This is a genomic window from Cupriavidus sp. HE11 (genome assembly GCF_056097175.1).
This window is the reverse complement of record NZ_CP184466.1, coordinates 424,461-443,353: the sequence shown is the minus strand read 5'-3', so window position 1 is coordinate 443,353 and position 18,893 is coordinate 424,461. Positions and strand designations below refer to the sequence as shown.

The window sequence follows — 18,893 nt, the reverse complement described above, 5'->3', positions numbered from 1 at the left end:
GCATCGCACCCCTATACTGCTAGGTGAAGTGTTTCAGAAGCTAAGTGCTTCTGGTCCGCCTATCTTCGTTTCCGGGCCTTCCCCCTCGATGACGTCTTAGAACTCATTTCAAAATGAAGACTCATCACGCTGAAGGATGCGCCAGCAAATGAGGCAGCAGGCCAACTTGAGGAAGCCTTCATGGATGTCCGCACGACGCTCGAAGCGAGTGCGCAGCCGCCGAAATGCGTGCAGCCACGCATGAGTACGCTCTACCACCCAGCGAACCTTACCCAGGCCGCTGCCGTGAGGTTCGCCGCGCCGGGCGATAGAAGTTGGGATGCCGGCAGCGTGAAGCGGCCTGCGATATTTGTCGTGGTCGTACGCGCGATCAGCGTAGATGCGGCCAGGTTTGCGCGAGGGTCGGCCTGGGCATCCTCCGATAGCCGGAATTACTTCGATCAGAGGCAGAAGTTGGGTGATGTCGTTACGGTTTGCGCCGGTCAGGATGACCGCGATCGGCGTGCCGTTCGCATCAGTGGCGACGTGGTGCTTGGAACCTGGTCGCGCGCGATCGGTGGGGTTCGGCCCTGTTTTTGGCCCGCCCCAATCGCTCGAACTGAAGAGGAATCGATGACGACGCGAGAGAAGTCGATGCGATCGGCCGCCCGTAGCTTCGCTAGCAGGATCTCATGCAACCGATCCCATACGTCGGCACTTTGCCAGTCGCGTAGCCGACGCCAACAACTGACACCGGAGCCGCAACCCATCTCGGAGGGTAACTCGTTCCAACGGATACCGCTTCTCAGCACAAACAAGATGCCGGTCAGTGCAGCCCGGTCCGACACCGGCATGCGACCCGGATACCGGAATCGTCGCGGCTTGGCCGGGGGAAGAAGCGGTTCGATCAGTGCCCACAACTCGTCGTCAATGATTGGCTTGCCCATCCCTCCGTCCTGTTGTCACAACGGATGAGGTTAACAGATTCGCTCTGAAGTTAACAGTACCCAGAAACTCTTTTTGAAACAGGTTCTTAGGACTGGTGACTCCTGAAGTCACTCATGGGGATCCCGGAAAAATTCATGCAAGATGCCACGCGGCGACCGCCGTTCGCTCAGTCCCCGAGTAGTAAAGCAAGCAAGTATTTCTCCAGGATCGATGGCGTCGACGTCTGGCGTGGAGGACTCTTGCCCGCAAGACCAATCGCAAAGCTGGTCTCTGCAATCGTTGCTGCTCTTCCACGCTTCAGGCGGGCGGAGCCGTGCACTCATCGTGATGAAGGTGCCGTAACAATTCTGAGCAATGCGATAGTGGTGGAAATGATTACCTGCTGGCAATGGAAGCTCGGTGCCCACGACGGCCAGGCTGGCCTAGCGACGGCAGTGCTGAAAAAATGGTCCACGCGTACGTTGCCATATTTCAGTCTGAGAGACACTGCCACGGCGCGACTGGCACAAGCGCGATCCGGCGATTTGGCCGGCGCCCGGCACTCGTCGCGGGACCGTGGTGTCCAGCGCCACAATCAGCCCGTCGACGGATTGCCGACCATGGACGTCAGTCAGATAGCGTACCGCGAAGAGGTTGCGATCACTGGAATTTTCGTCGGCGCGCTTGCCGCCGCCGGCGCCACGGCTGGTGCGTATGTTGGTGCCGTCATGCTTGACGCGGTGATCGGATGGTTCTGCGGATTGCTCGGCGGCAAGATCGGTCGCCTTGCACTATATGGCGTCCGAATCCCTACGTGCCGATGGTGGATCCTACTGCTCCTGACTCACATCAACTTCAATCCCTACTGGTCGTGTATTACTTCGAGAAACTTAATGGAAGGTTGAAGATGGCTATGGATCGCGTGACGGAGCACCGTGGTTTCGATATCCATGTTGATCTCAATCTGGCATCCGGGGACATGTTCGACGTCTGGTTCCAGGTTGAGGGGCCCATGAGTCCGCCAGGCGTTGCGGCGATTGGCAAGCGAATCAAAGTCTTTGGCGGGCCGTACTCCAGGCGTTGGGCTTACCTGGTGGCGGAGCTGGGAGGACGGGCCGCGGTGGACGTTATTCTTGGGCCGGATGAATGAGCGGAGGTCGTGAGCGGAGGTCAGATATGCAAAGACGCGCCACGGTTGGTGAATATGAAGTGTTGATCGAAGCGGAGCAACACCACGGTCCCATTCAGTTGGCCGGAACGGTTGGCTACGTCGTGCGCTACTCGATTGCTTGTACAGATTGCGAGCCCGTCAGAGGCGATCTTCACAGCGCACATTCCTACGATCTCGTCGACGGCGCCAACTACTTTCGTAGCGTCGATGCGGCGCTTGACTATGGAGAGGCAAATGCTCGCGATGATGTTGCTACATTGTCGCGAAAGTAAATCGGACACATTCCGGCATATCTGCATATGCTCGGTCCTCGTCGCAATAGAGCTCTAGTCCGATGGAGCATTGTGGCAACGATGAAAGCGGCAACATCGAGGAAGTGCATGCATCAATTTTCGTCACGAGCTTTCAGGGAATGCGGTGTTTCCGCGTTCCCTGAAACAGCGATCATTGTTGACGCCATCTTGGAATAGGCCATCTTCGTCCAGGTTCGGGCGAGAATTTAACTTTGGATCCACATAACATTCCAATCCACGAAGCAAGAAACAATGCACGGCGTAAGCCAATAAGGTCCGAGGTGCAAATGCAGCGAGACAAATCTTTGTTGGATAGAATCCTCTTGGCGCTGCGGGCCGAGATACAGGCATCGATGACCGATCTTCAGCTTGGCAAAGCTATTGGCAATGTCGATCCTTCTAGACTGGCCCATCATCTCCTGCTCCTGCAGGACCATGGACTGGTGGAAAAAACCCCAAATATGGCGTGGCGCCTGACGTGGAGCGGCCACGATCGAGCAGACGCCAGTCTGGCATCGTAGCGCTGCTAGCGCCAGACAGCTAACACGTTCGAGAACGCAGACATTACTAGTGTTCTCTCCCGCAATTGGCCCTCAATGATCTTCTCGCGTGTCCTGAGCCGCCAGCGTCGCGAGACTGATGCCGCTCCAATGAAGTTGGAACGCCACGCTTCTTTGCCGTTGCATCCCGACCGCGAGCGACATTCAACGGAGGTGATTGGTGATGTCAACGACCGCTATGGACTGCGCAGCCGGCATTCCAGTGTCTGTGGTGCTGGAATGTGGCTGTCCGTTTATGGCCGCTCTGAGACATCGAACTGCGGCCGTAGGGCGCGGTGGCTGGTACTCCCGCCGTAGTCCGTTATCGGCCATGAGCAGACAGTCGACGTCGCCATTGAGGTCATCGACATGCCGATCGATGCCGGCGAGAATGGTGCATTGGCTCCCGCGTGGTATCGAAAAATTGGAGGCGAAATGCCAGCAGTCGGTGGTGGGCCGTCGCCCGAGCAATGGCGCCGGATGACCAAGCCAGAGAAGGCAGTCTACTGGCTATTAGTAGGTACGGCCGTAGTGTTCATTGGGTACTTGCTTGCCTGCAAGTTCCTGGGATGGTCGGGTTTCGGGATCGATCCCGGAAAAACCGCGAAGGATCGACTAGAGCCCATCGCCGCCCGCGGGTCAGTTGCCAACTCGATCGCGCTCTTCCCGGCCACGGGCGGTCACGTCGACCTCGACGCCTAGATCGTGGACAAGTTCCTGTCTCGTCTCGAGATGAGGAAAAGCTGATGGAACACGAATTGGCCGATGATGAGTTGGCGCTGTATCGGCGAGCGGACGAAGTTCTGTTCTATGTTTGAGACCCGATTGGCGTCACAAACAGCCCCGCACGCAACGACTATTACGGGTACCTGCCCATCGCTATCTCAATGCTGCAGGATGATGGAGCGAACGCAGCAGCAATCGCCGCATACCTTGACATCGCGCGCGAGCAAGCGGCCCTCATTCTTCAGGAAGTCGTCCGCTCCAACGCCCGAAAAAACAGTTCCGACTGGACCCGCTCTCCCTGGATTTGCAGACCAGTGACAGCAGCAAGATCTGCGGGCACGCGTTGCAGTGAGAGTCCGCTCGACCGGGCGAGTATTTCAGCCTGGCAGGCGCGCTCGAGGTAGTACAGGTCGTCATACGCATGATCCAGACGCTCCCCGCATACGATGACGCCGTGGTTTGCCAGGAACACGATGTCTGCACCGGCTGCCGCGTTGGCAATGCGATCGCCTTCCGCGTGGTCCAGGGCCAAACCGTTGTAGTGCCTGTCAGACGCCACCCTGCCATGGAATCGCATCGCGTTCTGCGACAGCGTAGTGTCCAGGGCGCACTGTTGCGTCAGCGACAGCGCCGTTGCGTGCGGGGCGTGACAGTGCAGTACGACGTTTTTCTTGAGAAGGCGATGCATGGCGGCGTGAATAAACATCGCCGAGGGCTCGACTTCGTGCACGCCCGCCAGCTTCTTGCCATGACTGTCGACCAGGACGATGTCGGATTCTCCAACCTCCTGCCACATCAGCCCCCTGGGATTCAGCAGGAACGTGTCGGACTCGCCAGGGATCGCAACACTGAAGTGATTGCAGACGCCTTCACTGAGCCCGTAGCGCGCGGCTGCACGTAGCGCGAGCGCCAGTTGCCTGCGAAGGTCTTGTGCCATGGGTGAGTCGAACAGCGCCTGTGCAGCGGTCTGATCGCGGTCAGCCAGCGAAAACGGCGAGCCGGTAGGAGAGTCAAGAGGCATGGCGTGGATTCGTCAAAGAGATCATTGGGCCATCTTCCAAGGCGCTCAGCGTTGGACGCCATGGTAGTCATCTGGGCGTACCTGCCGCTCACCGGGGCGCTAGACGTCGATGCGGGTGACTGCGATGCACGCGCTATGAAGCTGAAAGCGCGCAGGATGACGCCGAGCCCCGGAAACTGGGCACCCCGCATTGGCATGCGGGGCGGATCAGTCGCGGTCAGTTCTGTGCGGCGACGGTAACGATTTCGATACGCCATGCAGGATTATTCAGCGTCGCCTGCACGGTCGCCCGGCTTGGGCACTGACCTTTCGCGACCCATTCGTCCCAGACGCTGTTCATGCCGGCGAGGTCGCTAATGTCCCTCAGGAAGATCTGGCAGGACAGAATCCGCTCCTTGCTCGAGCCGCTCTCGGCCAGCAGCTTGTCGATGGAGGCCAGCACTTCCGCCGTTTGTGCCTCGATACCTTGCTCGGTCGTCTGGCGGGGAACCTGGCCCGCCAGATAGACGGTGCCGTTGTAGATGGATGCGTCCGACAGTCGAACACCGGTGTTGAGACGTTGGATATTGCTCACGGGATTCCTTTGTTGAAGGGTTGGGTTAGACAAAGAGGGAGCCGTTACGCTGCTTGACGATGTCGAGCACGGCCTGCCGGCTGCGCTTGATCCCGGCGAGCGTCCGGCTCGCGGCCTCCTGCGCATCACCAGACACTAGTACGTCGATCATGCCTTCGTGGCCGTGCCGCCATGTGGCAGAGCGATCGCTGGCACTGATGCTCAGGTAAAGCACGCGCAGGCTTTGCTCGTGAAGTTGCTCGAGCATGAGCGCCAGGCGGCTGTTGCCGCAGGCACGACCGATGGCGACATGAAATGCGGCATTCGCCAGGAGGAACGTACGCTTGGCTTCCTTGTCGTCGAGGTCATACTCCTTGGTGCACGCATTGTTGAGTTGCACCAGCATGTCCTTGGATACGCGCCCGGCGCACAAGCGCGCAGTCTCTGGCTCGATAAGCTCTCGCGCATCGAAGATCTCGACGACATCGTTGAGCCGAAGCGGCGATACGACGTGTCCCTTCCGTGGGGCGCTGACGAGCCAGCCGGCTTCCGTCAGGCGGGTCAACGCGCTACGAATTGGTGCCTTCGTGACGCCGTACTCCTCGGCCAACGCCTTCTCGGTGACTTCCACGCCGGGCAGCAGGTCGCACGTGATGACGCGCCGCTTGATGTCGTCAAAGATCTGGCGCTGGAGTGGTCGGCTGTCGCCGGCTTCGGCGAGCGCTATCGGGTCTATGGCATTCATTGATTTGTCCTTACGCGAAACGCGAGATCGAGAACTCGCGCCAGGTTTCGGCCATGGAAGCACTCTGCGCGGCAAGCGCGACGGCGCGCCCGGTGAACGAGGCCGCCGTCAGGCCAATATGTCCATGTCCAAACGCGCAAATGATACGGTCATTGCCGGGTAGCGGCCCGATCACGGGCAGGGAATCGGGTGTACAGGGTCGATGTCCCATCCATTCCTTGCGATTGTCGGTTTGGGCAGCGGGATACACCTCTTTCAGGGTCCGCAGGAGCTGCTCGAAGCGGCGGGTTGTCGGCGCTGCGTCCAGACCGCCGATTTCAGCGGTCCCGGCGACCCTGAGCCCGCCGGCAATTGGGGTGACCAGCGTCTTGCGTTCGGCCCACATGACGTTGCGATGGGCATGGACACCGGTATCGCTCACCTGAAGGTGGTACCCGCGGTGGCTCTCCAGCGGTACCCGCCATCCCAGGCCTTGCATCAGGGTTTTGGAATGGATGCCGGCGGCCACGACAACCTGTTTGGCAACCCGTTCGCCACCCGCGGTCTTGATCACGACGTGGTCTCGCGACGGCGCGATGGCGGTCACATCCTGCTGCACGAGTTGGGCGCCGCCCTTTTCGACGCAAGCCCGCACAATGCGCTCCACGAATTGCTGTGGATTCGAGCAGTGGCCATGGCCGGGGAAATAGATCGCGTGCTTGAAGATATCCGACAAGGCGGGCTCATAGTCTCTCAGCTCGGCGGCATTCAGTACGGCTTGCTCGACGCCCAGTTCGGCCCGCGCGCGCAAACCCGCCTGTTCGTCGGCAAAGCCCTGGTCGGTGCTGTACAGGTAGAGCTGACCCACGCGATGGACGAGGTCTTCCGCACCGGCAAACTGGATGATCGGTGCGTAGTCCTCCAGGGCGTTGCGCATCATCTTGCGCACGCCTTCGGCGGCGAGGCTCGAGCGGCCGGGCGTGGCTTCATACAGGAACTTCAGCAGCCAGGGCAGGGCGGCGGGCAAACGGCGCCACAGCACTGTGACGGGGCTTGCGGGATTCACAAGCCATTCGGGCAGGTGTTTATAGATCCCCGGCATCGCGAGCGGGAAGCTGATGCCGGGGCTCAGGCCGCCCGCATTGCCAAAGGAACAGCCGAAGCCAGGCGGCTGGCGATCGATGATGGTGACCCGCCGGCCTTGCTGCACAAGGTTGAATGCCGCAGTCGCACCGATAATGCCGGCCCCGATGACGACCACGTCGTCGATGGTTGGATTCGTCATCATGCTGCGGCACCTGCGAGTTTTGCCGAACGGCGGCGGAGAAGATAGGACACGGCGATCATCAGGAGCACCGCAAGGAACAGGAGCACCGAGACGGCAGCGAGCGTCGGGCTGACCTTCAGCAGCGCGTCGTCCCACATCTGCTTGGGCAGCGTCGTAAACATGCCGCCGCTGACAAAGAGCGCGAGGGTGAGGTCATCGAACGAGGTGACAAACGCGAAGATGAACGCCGACAGAATGCCCGGGGCAATGATCGGCAACGTAATCAGGCGCAGGCGTGTCACGGTATTGGCGCCGGAGATACTTGCGGCGTTGTCCAGCCGACGGTCGTACGAACGCAGTGCCGCCGAGACCGTGATGACGACATAGGGCACGGCAAGCGCGGTATGACCGATGATCAGCGCCAGGGAAGAGCCTAGCCAGCCAAGGCGCGACAGCACATAGAAGAGGCCAAGGGCCACAATAATCCGCGGCAGGATCATCGGTGCCAGAATGGCGCCCAGTACCAACGAGCGGAGCGGCAACGTCTGGTGTGCGAACGCGAATGCCGCCGGTATGCCAATGGCGCTGGCCAGGATAGCGGTGCCCACCGCGACGCCCAGGGATCGCTGAATGGCCGTCATCCAGAGCGGCGACGCAAAGATCTCCTCATACCAGTGCAAGGTGAACCCCTGGGGTGGCCAGTCGATGAACGCACTGGTCGTGAAGGATTCGGGGATCAACAGCAACACGGGCAGGCTCAGCGCGACGATGATGACCACGGCAACTGGCCTGGCGAGGCCTTTCGCGTTCTCGGTGGCAGGGCCACCTGCGAACACCAGCCCCACGACCTTGTCGATGGCTTTGCCCGCTGCCCAGCAGACGTTGAACGCCAGGTTGCGGATCATGCCCGTGCTGGCCTTGTCGCCCGCTTTGATGCTCGACGTGTCGCCCGTCATCGTGGACAGACCGACGAGACGGTCATAGATCCAGTAGATGATGAAAGTGGCAACGAGCGTCACGACGGCCAGCGCAGCCGCCAGGCCCCAATCGAGCATCTCCTGGACCTGCTGGATGATGAGCTGCGCCATCATCGTTTGCTTGGGGGATCCCAGCAGTGCCGGCGTGATGAAGAAGCCGAGTGCCGAAATAAACGTCGAAAGCCATGCTGCGGTCACGCCCGGCGCGCTAAGCGGCAAGAACACCGTGAAGAACGTGACGCCGGGGCGCGCGCCTAGCGTATGGGCCGCCGCAAAAAGCCGCCGGTCGATGGACTCAAACACGGGCAGCATGGTGAGGATGGCCAATGGCAGCAGCACGTGAACCAGACCTACCACCACGCTGAAGTTGGTATAGAGCAACTCCATTGGTTCGCTGATCATGCCTGCGCCAAGCAGCGAACTGTTGACGACGCCGGTGCGGCCGAGAATGACGATCCACGCGATGGTGCGAACGAGGAAGCTGGTCCAGAACGGCAGCAGCACGCCGAGCCAAAGCCACTGGCGCCATCCCGGCGTAGCCCGCGCGATGGCGGCGGCTACCGGGAATCCAGCGAGCACCGCAAGCGTGGCGGCTGCCGCTGACAGGTAGAGACTCTGGATCAACACTTGCGTGTAGACCGGCGTGCTCACCAGGCGTGTGAATGAGGAATAGGAAAAGCCTGTGCTGTTGAACAGCGAGGCACCGAGCAGCATCACGACGGGGACGAACACCGTGGCCATCAGAAATGCCAGGGTAGGGGCGACCAGCGCGGGTCCGGTCCAGCGTCCACGGAGTACCGACACGTTAGACATGACCGTCTCCAAAGATAATCGCGTCGTTGGCTTCGAACGTGGCAAACGCGGCGCCCCCTGTGGCCGGCTTGACCGCCTGTGTGAGTGCGACCGAGACCATGCCGGCACCTTCAACGAGTGTCATGCGGGTGCGGGACAAAGAGCCCATGACCGTGCACTCGTCCACAGTGCAGTCAAGCTGATTGCCTGCTGTTGAGGGCGTTGCAAGCACGCGAACTGATTCTGGACGAACGAGCAATACCGCCTTCGATCCCACCTTTGCAGAGGCCGCGACACGGCCTTTCAAGGTGGTGCCGGATGCCAGTTGCAGCGTGCCGATGCCGGAGCCGGCATCCATGCTCTGCAGCGTGCCGCGAAGGCAATTCGATTCGCCCAGGAACTGGCCTGCGAACAGCGTGCGCGGGGAGAAGTAAAGGTCTTCGGGCGGGCCGACTTGCTCGATGGCCGCATTGTTCATCAAGCAAATGCGGTCGGACATCGTCATGGCCTCTTCCTGGTCGTGGGTGACATACACGACGGTGATGCCAAGCGCCTTCTGCAATTGCCTGATTTCGGCCTGCATGTGCGTACGCAGCGCCTTGTCCAGGGCGGCCAGCGGCTCGTCCATCAACACGATCGAAGGCTTGTGAACAATGGCGCGTGCCAGCGCCACGCGTTGTTGCTGGCCGCCGGATAGCTGCGTCGGAAACCGGTGCTGGATGCCGGGCAGCTTGATCAAGGCAAGGATGGCGTCCACTTCGCGCTTGATCTGTGCGGCGCCCATGCCTCGCATCCGTAACGGGAAGCCAATATTCTCGGCCACCGTCATATGGGGAAACAGCGCGTAGCTCTGGAACATCATGCCGATATCGCGGCGGTGCGGCGGCGCTAGTGTGGCGTCCTTGCGTTCGATCCAGATCTGGCCGCTGGTGGGTTGCGTCAAACCGGCAATCATCATCAGCAGCGTGGTCTTGCCCGAGCCGGACGGGCCGAGGAGCGTCACGAATTCGCCCTGTTTCACCACAAGGTCCGTTGCGGTCAGCGCATAGGTGTCGCCATAACGCTTGGAGAGGCCAGCGATGCGGAGCTTTTCGTTGCTCAGTCCGGCCGTGGCGTGCTGTCCGGACATCGTGCTTGCGTCCTGCGTGCCCGGCGTACTCGGCGTACTCGGCGTGTCAAAGCGACCGAGCGAAGTTTGATTCAAGGCTTCCATCTTCATGTCTCTTTCCGTGACGCTTTTAGGCCAGCAACCAGGTGTTGAAGGTCTCGGTCAGCTTGTCCTTGTTCTTGCCCCAGTACTTCGCGTCGATCTGGACGGCCTTGGCGATATTGTCGGGATGCGTGGGCAGCGACTTGGCTCGGACGGGATCAATGAACTTGTAGGCGTCCGGGTTGGAAGGGCCGTATGACAATCCCTTCGTGTAGATAGCCTGACGCTTGGCGTCGCACGTGAACTTGATGAACTCGCGGCAGAGGTCCGCCTTTGGGGTGCCCTTCAGAATGCAGAAGCCTTCGGTGCTCCACAGGCCCTGATTCCAGATGATCTTTACGGGTGCGCCTTCGTCGATGGCTGCCTGGGCGCGCGCGTTCCACGTCGGGCACATATCCACCTCGCCGCTTTTGAGCAGCTGCGAGGTTTGCGCGCCGCCGGTCCACCACACATTGACGTTCTTCTTGATGCGGTCCAGGTTGGCAAAAGCGGCCTTGGCGTCGAGCGGGTAAAGGGAACCGGCCGCACCGCCGCCACCGAGGAATGCTTCCTCGAGGGTGTCCTGAGGGGCGCGGCGCAGGGCGCGACGGCCCGGAAACTTCTGCACGTCCCAGAAATCCGCCCAGGACGCCGGCATCGGACGGTCCTTGAACTTGTCGGTGCGCACGGCCAGAACGGTCTGCAGCACGAGCGTGGCGATCATGTACTGACTGTTGTACTTCTCCGGAATCTCCGGCGCCTTTACGCGGACTTCTTCGAGGAAGACCCCGGTGGATGGGTCGGTCAAAACTTCCTGCGACTGGCGATTCAACAGCACCATGTCCCAAGCGTAGTTCTTCGCGTCGACCATGCCCTTGACCATGGCGGTGGGGTCGGACTGCGCAACGACCGGCACGATCTCAATGCCCGTCGCAGCCTTGAACGGTTGGTAGAACGCTTCGGCGAACGCAGCGGAGTATGGGCCGCCCGGGTCCCGAACGATGATGCGTCGATCCGCGGCAAGCGAACCCTTGTTGATGAAAGGGAACGCGAGGGCAGTAGTGCCAAGTGCCAGGTTGCGCAGTGCACGACGACGCGACGAATTGACGGCAGGGGGAATTTCGACAGGGGCGACCATAACGACTCCGTGGTTCAAATGTTTTTCACAAACGCGCTCTGACATGTCACAGTTATCGTAGACATGTCAGACGGAGGAGTCAAAGATCTTCTTATGGGTGTTTACCCGTTTAGGCGGCCGTGCGCCGACACGGTGCGCAGCACCTTCGTGGCGATAACATGGGGAGAGGGCCTACGAACGGCGATGAGCGCAGTCGTCGGTGCTGAGATGCACCATCAGGAGGCTAGCGTGCACTAAGGCGGGCGTTGCGCGCGACGCACAGCCGCTGGAAAGCGCTACGGCTGGAGAGGGCGACGAATAGGGGCGGGGAGAGCACTGCGGCTAGCGCCAGTTACCGGCCAGCGAGGCGCTGGCCGGCACCAGGGTGGCCTAGAAGAAAAAGGCGTCGGTATCCCCCGCGGTAGGCAGAATCTCGGCCGTGCCCCGCGGTGAGCGTTGATAAGTCATCAGCGCCGAATGGGCCAGGCGCGCCATCTCACGGGTAGCGGGCGAGAGTAGCTGGCCTCGACGTTTGACCAGCGCAAGCGTATCGAAGAGTGGCTCTTCAAACGACGTGTGGTGCAAGTCAGCGGGGAAGATGTCGCTAGCCATGGCGGCGCGGCAGGCGATCGTGTCGCCGATCCCCTCGGATACCAACGCCAGCGCCGAGGTCAGATACTCCACTTCGATCAGCGGCGAGATCCGGACACCCGCAATGCGTGCGCGCCCTGCAAGCTGGCGGCGCGCTGGATCGGCATCTGCGTAATGCGCGTCGTAGAGCACCAACGGCGACTCGCTGAACATCCGAATGGTCATGGGCGTCGCACACCGTTGCGCGACGGCACTGACAAAACACACCTCGTCGCGCACAAGCGGTACGACATCGAGGTCGGCATCGTCCACAGGCAACGTGACAAGGCCGGCTTCAAGGTTGCCGGACGCAACGCTGGACGCCGTTTCGGCGCTGTTTTGGCCGAGCAGTCGCATACGGACGTTGGGATACAACGTATGGAACTGCTTGGCCAGGTTAGCGCCAAGGTAGAAGTCGGCATTGCGCAGCAAGCCAAATGTCGCCGTCCCGCCGCCAAGCGCCATCATGGCCTTGACGACGCGCGCGCCTTGTTCGGCGGACGCGGTGGATTGCTCCGCGAACGGCAACAGTTGCTCGCCCGCGAACGTCAACACCAACTGCTTGTTCGCGCGGTGGAATAACTTTGTGCTGAGTTCCGCCTCCAGCCGACCAATCAAATCGGATACGCCGGGTTGGCTGATGCCCATTTCGACGGCGGCCGCGCTGAACGTTCCGAGTCGCGCGGCGCGTACAAATGCCTCAAGCTGCACAAGTGTCACAAGTAAACCTTATGGGTCGTACAAGGGTGTGTGCATTGTCGCCGAAACACACCGCCCGAGATATCCCCATAAAGGAAAAATGGCCTGGCACCCCCAAGGGCTTGCCAGGCCACGGTCCTGGAAGACCGCAGTACTAGAAGACGATAGCGAGCCTTATTCCACCAGTTCAACCGCCCAATCCGGCTTGCAGCCCTTGGCCCGCGCCGCGCGGACATCGCCCGAGCGGGCGTGACCCTCGAAGTTTTCCGCGCGCGAGGCACGGGCGCACAGCTCGCCTATCGCGCCACTTGCGGCGAGCGAGGTGATTTCCTGATAGGTCACGGTTTTGAGGAACTTGCCGACCCACAGGCCGCCCGTGTAGCGCGCGGCATTGCGCGTCGGCAGCACGTGGTTGGTGCCGATGACCTTGTCGCCGAACGATACGCAGGTGTTCTCGCCCATGAACAGCGCGCCATAGGTAGTGAGTTGTTCCAGTGCATAGCGTGGGTTCTTCGTCAGCACCTGGACGTGCTCGCTGCCATACCGGTCCGAGACGGCGAAGGCCTCTTCCATGGTGTCCGTCACGATGATTTCCCCGAAATCCCGCCATGCCGCTTCGGCCACTTCACGCGTCACCAGGTTGGACAACTGGCTATCGATTTCTTTGAGTACGGCCTCGCCGAGTGCGCGCGATGTGGTCACCAGCACGGCAGGGGAATCCGGGCCATGCTCGGCCTGGCTGATGATGTCAGTGGCCACCACGAACGGATCGGCCGACTCGTCGGCAATGATCAGCACTTCAGTCGGACCTGCAAACAGGTCGATGCCCACCTCACCAAACAGTTGGCGCTTGGCTTCGGCCACGTAGGCGTTGCCGGGTCCCGCAAGCATGTCGACGCGTGGCATGGTTTCCGTGCCAATCGCCATGGCGCCCACCGCCTGCACGCCGCCCAGCAGATAGATTTCATCCGCGCCGGCAAAATGCGCGGCCGCCACCGAAGCGTAAGGGATCTCACCACGATTCGGAGGGGTGCAGGCAATCACGCGCTTGACGCCCGCGACCTTAGCCGTCGTAATGATCATGTGCGCCGATGCCAGCAGCGGATAGCGGCCACCCGGAATATAAGCACCCACAGAATTGATCGGGATGTTTTTCTGGCCCAGGAAGACGCCCGGTTGCACTTCGGATTCGAAATCGGTGATCGACGCACGCTGCAATTGCGCAAACCGTTGCACGTTGGCCTGGGCGGTCCGGATATCGGCGATGGTCTGGGCCGGCAGGTGTGCGATGGCCGCTTCGATCTGCTCGCGCGAAAGCTTGAAGGCGTTCGGTGACCATTTATCAAACTTGTTCGACAGATCGCGCACGGCAGCGTCGCCGCGCAAGCGAATGTCGCGCAAGGCGTCTTCGACAACCTGCCGGACTTGCGGTGAAGAGGCTTCTGCAGCATTCGCCTGGACGGCTGGGGACTTGAGTTTGTATTCCATGGGATCTCCTCGAGGCTCGTCAGGGGAAAAGAGGATGGGCGGCGAGCGGTACGACGGAGATTAAAGTTGGGCTATCCATCAGACAATGGCCCATATATTATGTTTTTCATAGTGTTTACTTATGACGCCCAGAATGGACCAATCAGAACTCGACGATGTGCGTGGATTTGCCGAGCAGCTTGCAGACATCGCCAGGGAAACGGCCCGGCGGTACTTTCGAGGCGGGCTGCAGGTGTCAATCAAGGCGGACCGGTCACCGGTCACCGATGCGGATGAGGAGATCGAACGCCAGATCCGCGAGGCGATCCGCGCGCGCTATCCGCATCACGCGTTTTTCGGCGAGGAGAGCGGGGGCGCCATGCTGGACGGGCCAACCTGGGTGGTGGATCCGATTGATGGAACCAAAAGCTTTATCTGTGGCGTCCCGCTGTTTGGTTCGTTGATCGCCTTTCTGGAGAACCGCCGGCCCGTAGTGGGTGTGCTTGAGATGCCCGCGTTGGGCGAAAGGTGGGTGGGGGCTGCGGGAAGCACCGTATTCAACGGTGCGCAGTCATGCGTCAGCCGCTGTACCTCACTGCGGGAAGCCAGGCTTTTTGCCACGTCGCCGGACATGTTCGTCGGTGAATATGCCGCGGCCTTCGCGCGCATCAGCGAGTCGACCGGACTCAGGCGCTTCGGCACGGATTGTTACGCCTATGGCCTGCTTGCCTCCGGCCATTGCGACCTGGTCATCGAATCCGGCCTAAAACCCTACGATGTCATGGCGCTCATTCCGGTTATCGAGAATGCGGGCGGCTTTGTGTCTGACTGGCATGGCAGGCCTATCGACTCTGGGTTCACGGGCCAGATCGTAGCCGCTTCCACGCAAGAGTTGCACGAAGCGGCATTGGCGGTGCTGCAGGCTACTTGACCGTCACTGCGATGCTGGCCACCATTGGCCGGCTTGTGTGACGGAAAGGTGTGTCCCGCTTCGAGGAACGGCGCGTGAAGCTGCGCCTGTTCTGACCGACCCAATGCTCTCGGACTTGCGTAAGTCGCATGCCTAACCATGTCGCGGCTTGCCACCAAATTCGAGGAAGGCGGAGCGGGTGGTTGGTGGCTTCAGGTGGCGTCGATAGAAGCAGTCGTCGTGTGTGCGAGTCCGAAGAGATTGCGTGCCTCCCAGCGGACATCGCTGGCTGGCTTGAGCTTTAAGACGGCCTGACGCCCTACCGATTATCGACTCGTCCCTGCTTTAGACGGACCTGTCATCGAGGCCGTCCTCGCAGGTCGGTGCTGACTGCTGTTCGAAGGCTTCCCGCTTTCGGCTGGTGTGGTAGGGCGTCAGCACTGCGTGGGCCACCATGTCCAGCGCTGGGCGTGTGTCGCCGTTCTTGTCAGTCCATACCTTCGGTGTGAGCGTGCCAGACAGGGCAACTGAATCTCCGTCATCCAGCGCGAGCAGTGCTGCCCGCGCTTCGTCCCTAAACGCGATGACGTTGACGAACAGCGATTCGCCGTCGCCAGCGGGGGCGAGCACCTTCGTTGTGACATAGGCCTTGCCGCCTTGCCCTTGGCGCTCTACGGACTTTCCGTAGACTTTGCCACCAATCAGACCATCAATCATTCGTTACCTCGCTATCCCGGGCGGCTGCCGCCCAGGCTTCCATTGAACCTTAACCGCGCCCGCCGGTGCATGGGACAGTTGTTGATCATCACACCCTCACCGGTGTGTGCACCCGATTTCGGCGGGAGACTACCATGCTCAAACGATTTCCGGGTCCGCCACTCATCCGCCCCGCCTGCCAGTCGCATCGACCAGGAATCCGAGCCCGCCTGCAGCATGGGTGCCATCGTCGAATTGGCAATCAAACCAAGCTTAGAGAGAGAGGTGTCAGGAGAACGTCACAGACGCGACTGCCCGATGCTGGACATGCATGTCTGCAGCTACCATTGGCTTCATGAAGATACTGCTGTTTTTTGCCGTTTTTCTGGGCATGGCTTGGTGGATGTATCCGACCACCGGGAAAAATGAACACTCCGGCGGCTCAGATGGCGGTGGCGACTAAGACACTAAACTTCGCTACGCCGGCTGAGCGATTCCAACAAGCGGTTGCGTTGACCGGTTGAATCCGCAACCCAACTCGGTCCGTCGAGCCGCGTTTAGGAGACGACCGAGATTGCGGCCGAATCAGTCATTCCGTGCTGTGACGATATTGGAGATATGCGGCGTAAAACTGGGCCGTCAGATCGGCCGTGCCTGCGGCCAGCCGGGTTTGGGCCGCTCCTTAGCGGCCACTCGACTCAGATCGAATGCTGAGGCGGGCTTCACTCTGGATGCGTCATTCGTTCGATTGTCGATCCGAAGCCTGCAGTCGGGGCGCACCGTCAGTCACGGTCAACATGGGGTAAAGTCGATACTCACGCCGCTTTCTGAGTGACGCGTTATGAACGCTTTTCCTAGCTGGCCGTCTCCTCAAAGCGAGTGCGAGGGATGGAACGGTGAGATGGCGCACCGTATTGCTGCATACGACTGGCGCGATACCGAACTGGGTCCGCGCGAGACATGGTCGCGTAGTCTGAACGCGAGCATTCAGCTTCTGCTCGGCTGCCCGATGCCGCTGGTGATGTTGTGGGGAAAGGCGGGCACGATGGTCTACAACGACGCCTATGCCCGCTTTGCCGGCGGACGACATCCGTTCCTGTTGGGCAAGCCAGTGGAAGAGGGATGGCCCGAAGTCGCGGATTTCAATCGCAACATTGTGGACACCGTATTGGCCGGTGGCACGCTGTCCTATAAAGACAAGCCGCTGATACTGCATCGCCATGGGCGACCTGAGGAGGTCTGGCTGGACCTCCATTACAGCCCGGTCGTGGACGACGCCGGTGCGCCGGCGGGTGTGATTGCCATCGTCTTTGAAATCACCGAGCGCGTGTTGGCCGAGCGGCGGCGCAACGAGGCGGAGTCCGAACGAAGCAAGGCCGAGGCGGCGCTCCTTGCCCTGACGCGAACGCTGGAAGAGCGAGTGGCGCACGAGGTGCGGGCGCGCGCCAGTGCCGAGGATCGCCTACGGCAGGTGCAGAAGCTCGAAGCCGTCGGTGGGCTGACGGGTGGTGTCGCGCATGACTTCAACAACGTGTTGCAGGTCATTTCGTCGAACCTGCAGCTTTTGAGCTTTGCCGTCGCCAACGATGCAAGGCTGCAGGCGCGTATTGATGCAGCGAACGCCGCCGTGGCGCGTGGCGCCAAGCTTGCGCAGCAACTCTTGGCGTTCGCGCGTAGACAGCCCCTCAATCCTCGCGTCATCCATCCGGGCCGGTTACTTGACGCCATCGAAGAGCTACTGCGCAGGGCGGTACCCGAAAGCATTCACCTGGATGTGCTTGTGCCGCGGAATGCGTGGAATCTCTTTGCCGATGCCACGCAATTGGAGAGCGCGCTGTTGAATCTAGTGATCAACGCGCGCGATGCACTGAAGGGCACTGGATTGATTCACGTCGAGGTCGCCAACGTGAACAGCGAGGAGGATGCTCGCGCCAATGCAATCGATCTTCCACAGGGCGAGTACGTCAGGCTCTCGGTGGTCGACCAGGGAAGCGGGATGTCCGAGGAGGTCAAAGCGCGCGCGTTCGAGCCGTTTTACTCCACCAAACCGGAAGGACAGGGAACCGGTCTGGGCCTCAGTATGGTGTTTGGGTTCGTCAAGCAGAGCCACGGTCATATTGATGTGCAGACGGCTCTGAACCAAGGCACGACTGTGTCGCTCTATTTTCCGCGTACACATCGCGACGAGATATCCGAAGAAGAGCGGGAAACGGCTGGTGACCTGACTCACGAGCTAACCGTCCTTGTCGTTGAGGACAATGCCGATGTGAGGCTGGCCGCGATCGATATGTTTGCTCAACTTGGACACAAGGTCCTCTCCGCCAAGGATGGTGATGCAGCCCTTTCCGTGCTGCATGGTTCAAGGAAGATCGACCTCCTCTTCACCGATGTAGTAATGCCGGGAACGGTGCGCAGCAGCGAGCTGGCCAGGATTGCGAGCAGGCCACCTTACAATGCAAAGGTGATCTTCGCATCGGGATACACGCGGGATGTCATTTTTCACGAGGGGCGCTTGGATGAAGGCGTTGTGCTTCTCACTAAGCCCTACACAGCCGAAGAGCTGGCGCAGACTCTGAGAAAGGTCTTTGCAGGCCGGTAAGCACTGCACAACGGGGCGATGCGCGAAATTTCAGCGTTCGATGGGGCAGGAAAGGTAGGCGCACTGTTCTGTCGGTTTGACCGATCGGGTTTGACTCCGAAGCGGACATAGCTGGCATGGTTGCGAAACGACAGTTCCTGGCCGGAAACGGCCCATGATCGCCGGCGGATCGGCGCCGCTTTATGCGCCGCGATCTCAGCCAACTGAGACGGTCGATATCGACGGGGCCTCCGGCGAGCCACTACGCGATAACACGTATTCGGGGGACAGTTTTCCGGCTGCCTAGTGCTCGACCTGAAAATGTTCGATCGACTGGCCGGCATTGACGGCACGCTGTAGCCACTCTGGCAACGCCCCATGCCCGTCCCAGGCATGGCCCTGGGCGTCGCGAAACCGGACCGGTCCGGATTGAATGACAGCCGGCCGCTCGGCAAAACAGCCCGCCGCCTGTAAGTCGGCGAGGTGCAGACCAAATTTCGCCATCTGGGTCCTGATCCACAGGACGGTGTCGGCGCGCTCGCGCAGGCGCTGGGTATCAGGGTCGGGAGACAGAACTGGGGGCATGCGGGAAAAATGCGGGAGAACGGCGGAATCATGAAAGGGCGTCCGACGGCGGC

General features: G+C 60.6%; 20 protein-coding genes. 8 read left to right on the top strand and 12 right to left on the bottom strand.

Going from position 1 to position 18,893, the window contains the following annotated elements; genetic code table 11:
- Positions 1-108: 108 nt before the first annotated feature.
- Positions 109-926 (bottom strand): IS5 family transposase gene (locus ACOABP_RS29895; RefSeq protein ID WP_474230689.1). Its coding sequence is split into 2 segments (ribosomal slippage): positions 109-578 and positions 578-926, totalling 819 coding nucleotides; the frame shifts between segments, so codons are not numbered across the junction.
- Between the two features lie 135 nt (positions 927-1,061).
- On the opposite strand from ACOABP_RS29895, the gene ACOABP_RS29890 reads away from it, so the two are divergent.
- The 5 genes from ACOABP_RS29890 to ACOABP_RS29870 all read left to right on the top strand — a co-directional run bounded on the left by ACOABP_RS29890 (position 1,062) and on the right by ACOABP_RS29870 (position 3,611).
- Complete coding sequence (locus tag ACOABP_RS29890) at positions 1,062-1,811, top strand: hypothetical protein (RefSeq protein WP_474230687.1); 750 nt, start codon at positions 1,062-1,064, stop codon at positions 1,809-1,811.
- 8 nt (positions 1,812-1,819) lie between these two features.
- On the top strand, positions 1,820-2,056 hold the full coding sequence (locus ACOABP_RS29885) for a hypothetical protein (RefSeq protein ID WP_474230686.1): 237 nt from the start codon (positions 1,820-1,822) through the stop codon (positions 2,054-2,056).
- Positions 2,057-2,082: 26 nt separating this feature from the next.
- Positions 2,083-2,349 carry a hypothetical protein gene (locus tag ACOABP_RS29880; protein ID WP_474230685.1) on the top strand — a complete coding sequence of 89 codons (267 nt, stop codon included), beginning with the start codon at positions 2,083-2,085 and terminating at the stop codon, positions 2,347-2,349.
- A 308-nt stretch (positions 2,350-2,657) separates the two neighbouring features.
- Positions 2,658-2,891 (top strand): hypothetical protein, encoded by a 234-nt coding sequence (locus ACOABP_RS29875; RefSeq protein WP_474230683.1) that lies wholly within the window; start codon positions 2,658-2,660, stop codon positions 2,889-2,891.
- Positions 2,892-3,278: 387 nt separating this feature from the next.
- Positions 3,279-3,611 carry a hypothetical protein gene (locus ACOABP_RS29870; RefSeq protein WP_474230682.1) on the top strand — a complete coding sequence of 111 codons (333 nt, stop codon included), beginning with the start codon at positions 3,279-3,281 and terminating at the stop codon, positions 3,609-3,611.
- 265 nt (positions 3,612-3,876) lie between these two features.
- Here the strand turns inward: ACOABP_RS29870 and ACOABP_RS29865 are convergent, their stop codons facing one another.
- From ACOABP_RS29865 to hisD, 9 genes are all read right to left on the bottom strand, one after another.
- Positions 3,877-4,572, bottom strand: a complete 696-nt coding sequence (locus tag ACOABP_RS29865; RefSeq protein WP_474231359.1) for an aldolase — start codon at positions 4,570-4,572, stop codon at positions 3,877-3,879.
- 301 nt (positions 4,573-4,873) lie between these two features.
- Positions 4,874-5,230 carry a RidA family protein gene (locus ACOABP_RS29860; protein ID WP_474230680.1) on the bottom strand — a complete coding sequence of 119 codons (357 nt, stop codon included), beginning with the start codon at positions 5,228-5,230 and terminating at the stop codon, positions 4,874-4,876.
- Between the two features lie 25 nt (positions 5,231-5,255).
- Entirely contained in the window at positions 5,256-5,954 is a 699-nt protein-coding gene (locus ACOABP_RS29855) for a GntR family transcriptional regulator (RefSeq protein ID WP_474230679.1), read from the bottom strand.
- A 10-nt stretch (positions 5,955-5,964) separates the two neighbouring features.
- Positions 5,965-7,221 (bottom strand): NAD(P)/FAD-dependent oxidoreductase, encoded by a 1,257-nt coding sequence (locus tag ACOABP_RS29850; protein ID WP_474230677.1) that lies wholly within the window; start codon positions 7,219-7,221, stop codon positions 5,965-5,967.
- The gene (locus ACOABP_RS29845) at positions 7,218-8,990 is read right to left on the bottom strand and encodes an ABC transporter permease subunit (protein ID WP_474230676.1); all 1,773 of its coding nucleotides are present in this window, start codon (positions 8,988-8,990) and stop codon (positions 7,218-7,220) included. Before ACOABP_RS29845 ends, ACOABP_RS29850 begins: the two co-directional genes overlap by 4 nt.
- Positions 8,983-10,188 carry an ABC transporter ATP-binding protein gene (locus ACOABP_RS29840; RefSeq protein ID WP_474230675.1) on the bottom strand — a complete coding sequence of 402 codons (1,206 nt, stop codon included), beginning with the start codon at positions 10,186-10,188 and terminating at the stop codon, positions 8,983-8,985. The genes ACOABP_RS29845 and ACOABP_RS29840 overlap by 8 nt, the downstream gene beginning before the upstream one ends.
- 19 nt (positions 10,189-10,207) lie before the next feature.
- The gene (locus tag ACOABP_RS29835; protein WP_474230674.1) at positions 10,208-11,296 is read right to left on the bottom strand and encodes an ABC transporter substrate-binding protein; all 1,089 of its coding nucleotides are present in this window, start codon (positions 11,294-11,296) and stop codon (positions 10,208-10,210) included.
- Positions 11,297-11,665: 369 nt separating this feature from the next.
- Positions 11,666-12,625 (bottom strand): LysR family transcriptional regulator, encoded by a 960-nt coding sequence (locus tag ACOABP_RS29830; RefSeq protein WP_474230673.1) that lies wholly within the window; start codon positions 12,623-12,625, stop codon positions 11,666-11,668.
- 153 nt (positions 12,626-12,778) lie between these two features.
- On the bottom strand, positions 12,779-14,092 hold the full coding sequence (gene hisD, locus ACOABP_RS29825; RefSeq protein WP_474230672.1) for a histidinol dehydrogenase: 1,314 nt from the start codon (positions 14,090-14,092) through the stop codon (positions 12,779-12,781).
- A gap of 133 nt (positions 14,093-14,225) precedes the next feature.
- On the opposite strand from hisD, the gene ACOABP_RS29820 reads away from it, so the two are divergent.
- Positions 14,226-15,002, top strand: a complete 777-nt coding sequence (locus ACOABP_RS29820; RefSeq protein ID WP_474230670.1) for an inositol monophosphatase family protein — start codon at positions 14,226-14,228, stop codon at positions 15,000-15,002.
- Between the two features lie 324 nt (positions 15,003-15,326).
- On the opposite strand, the gene ACOABP_RS29815 is transcribed toward ACOABP_RS29820, so the two are convergent.
- Positions 15,327-15,698 carry a single-stranded DNA-binding protein gene (locus ACOABP_RS29815; RefSeq protein WP_474230669.1) on the bottom strand — a complete coding sequence of 124 codons (372 nt, stop codon included), beginning with the start codon at positions 15,696-15,698 and terminating at the stop codon, positions 15,327-15,329.
- Positions 15,699-16,008: 310 nt separating this feature from the next.
- On the opposite strand from ACOABP_RS29815, the gene ACOABP_RS29810 reads away from it, so the two are divergent.
- The gene (locus ACOABP_RS29810; protein ID WP_474230668.1) at positions 16,009-16,140 is read left to right on the top strand and encodes a hypothetical protein; all 132 of its coding nucleotides are present in this window, start codon (positions 16,009-16,011) and stop codon (positions 16,138-16,140) included.
- 438 nt (positions 16,141-16,578) lie between these two features.
- Positions 16,579-18,276, top strand: a complete 1,698-nt coding sequence (locus tag ACOABP_RS29805; protein WP_474230667.1) for an ATP-binding protein — start codon at positions 16,579-16,581, stop codon at positions 18,274-18,276.
- A 282-nt stretch (positions 18,277-18,558) separates the two neighbouring features.
- Here ACOABP_RS29805 and ACOABP_RS29800 read toward each other — a convergent pair whose 3' ends face one another.
- Positions 18,559-18,840: an H-NS family nucleoid-associated regulatory protein gene (locus ACOABP_RS29800; protein WP_474230666.1), complete on the bottom strand. Its 282-nt coding sequence runs from the start codon at positions 18,838-18,840 to the stop codon at positions 18,559-18,561.
- Positions 18,841-18,893: the final 53 nt, after the last annotated feature.